The 2,158-nt window shown below is 39.8% G+C and carries 4 protein-coding genes; all 4 read right to left on the reverse strand.

The window, feature by feature from the left end; translation table 11 throughout:
* Positions 1-75: 75 nt before the first annotated feature.
* Complete coding sequence (locus tag VE944_RS33250; RefSeq protein ID WP_324987828.1) at positions 76-432, reverse strand: hypothetical protein; 357 nt, start codon at positions 430-432, stop codon at positions 76-78.
* A 239-nt stretch (positions 433-671) separates the two neighbouring features.
* Positions 672-896 (reverse strand): hypothetical protein, encoded by a 225-nt coding sequence (locus tag VE944_RS33255; protein ID WP_324987831.1) that lies wholly within the window; start codon positions 894-896, stop codon positions 672-674.
* A gap of 49 nt (positions 897-945) precedes the next feature.
* Complete coding sequence (locus VE944_RS33260) at positions 946-1,509, reverse strand: WGR domain-containing protein (RefSeq protein WP_324987833.1); 564 nt, start codon at positions 1,507-1,509, stop codon at positions 946-948.
* Between the two features lie 13 nt (positions 1,510-1,522).
* Entirely contained in the window at positions 1,523-1,870 is a 348-nt protein-coding gene (locus VE944_RS33265) for a hypothetical protein (protein WP_324987836.1), read from the reverse strand.
* Between the last annotated feature and the right edge of the window lie 288 nt (positions 1,871-2,158).

Here is a 2,158-nt window from a genome sequence, read left to right on the forward strand (position 1 = left end):
TAAACGTAGAAATTCCCCTGACTGAAATCTATCGTCGCATTAATTTTTAAGGCTGCTTAACTCTCTTGGAACTGATTAATGGGACTCGTGACTAAAAGAAGCACTCCCAAGGAAGCTAGAAAAAGCAACTAGCATCCAACCAAAACAAATATGCTTTTGGGTTTTCCAATCGTATCTCTCTTCTATTGTCGGGATTGTATTAGCTTCAACAATTTCCCCTACCCAATAGCCTAATGCACTGATGCCAAACAACATAGCGCTGACGATGGACAATTTAGCGATGACTTTGAAAATGTAATTGCTTGAAGTGGGTAGTACCTGAAAGGATTGTCTGTGACGGTGGTGGATAGTGAGTTCACTTGGAGCTACAACCAAAACACGTCTTGGTTTTTGTTGAGTGAGTTGGCAGACAATTTGTTTGTTATCAGTCATGGGTCAAACTAAAGCCTGTTGGTTGTAACTAAATTAGTTTCAGTAATTATATTGTAAACTTTCGTCAGGTCAGCGTGGTTAAATTTACATAAAATTTCCATATTCAGAAAAAATATTTTAATGGTTAAGCGATGTCATACGAAAAACCCAGAAGACAAACAAGCGATTAAGCTGAAAGTCAGTTAAAAATATCCCCCAGCACATACTGCACTGGGGGATATTTAGCTTCTATTTTTTATTTAGCCAAAAGCTAATTGCTTGGCATAATCTTGTGCTTCATCTCCAGATAAAGGCTGAAAATTTTTAATTAACGCTGCTGCATGAGTTCCTTCCGCACTGAAAAGCAAGGAATAGCAATCAGGTTTAGGAAGCCCTGGCTCTTTCATCTTTGCTATCCACAACCAACTTGATTCTTCGTCCTCCTCACATGAGTAATCGTAATGTAGTTTTTCTGTATTAGACATTGTTTTTTGCTCCTAGTTTTATCAAAAGCTTACATCTGCACATTTACAATCACAAATGTCGCCAGAAGTTCTTACTGATAGTCTTGAGACTGACAACCTTGGTTTCTCCTGCTGCTGCTTCAGGGACATGACCAACAGCCACCGCAGCAACAATTGGTGCAGGTGTCGCTAACAGAGAATTGAGTAATTCTTGCTGATAGTCAATATCTGCTACTGTACGGTAAACTCTGTGATAATCTATCTGCATCCCTAAAGGTGTTGGGACAATTTTCAGATATTCATTAAGAGCAGATATGTAGGTATCACCAAAATTTCTATTTGCAACAGCAAGACGGATGATATTCAACAATTGAATAGCTCGTCTAATGTCTGCAACACTGCGGCTAGCATCAATCTCTGGCTGGCTTTCGCTGTAGCCTTTGCCTTTCTTTTCCGCTACCAGATTGTTGAATTTGCTAACGGCTCTTTGATGATTGCCTAATGTGTGGATTTTCGTTTGCGCTTGATAACCGACTCTGCCCCACTGCACCGTTAAGTTACCATCTTGAACTTTAGCAGACCAGAACTTATTACTGTTTTGGATTGCGTCAACAAAGACTAAATAGATTTCCATGTTTCTTACCCTATCAACTCGCTAACTTTTGGGCATTGCCCCACCGGATTTGGTGTTGTAGTGCTTCAAGTAAGGTTTCAGCCTCCAGAGTTGTTAGCCCATTCAGAACAGAGCAGACATCATACAAATCTTGGGGAATAGAATCAGGAATCACTAGCTCACACAACCCATCTTCAAGAGCTGTAGATACTGGATATTCAGATGGAGTGTACTCTTGCTGCATAACAATATAAGTAGAAAGAGTTACTCGTAATAACAGTTTTGTTTCTCTATTCAATTTCTCCAAATATGCGCCATAATTATTAACCAATTGGTTAATTAGTTCAGTTTGTCCGTAGTAAGTTACTAAATCTGTTGTCATCTGTTTTTCACTTTCTATTTAATTGATTGTTGGATTTGAAAAAGCGATCGCTCCCATAGAATCAGGAGACAATCGCTTTCTCATCAGTTCACGTTGCGAAACTTAGCAGTCCTGAGAGATTGAGTTTTCGCCGCTTGTACAGGACTACTAGAACACCGATTCAGTAATCAGGATGAAGTAGGAGACTGCTCAGTAGCGCGGGTAAAAATTTTGGCAAGGACATGAAGATTGTGAACAACGGCGGTACGGCGAAGATCAAAGAGATTTTTGCGAGAACCAACGTAACGA

The organism is Nostoc sp., from assembly GCF_035638895.1.
GTDB lineage: Bacteria > Cyanobacteriota > Cyanobacteriia > Cyanobacteriales > Nostocaceae > Nostoc.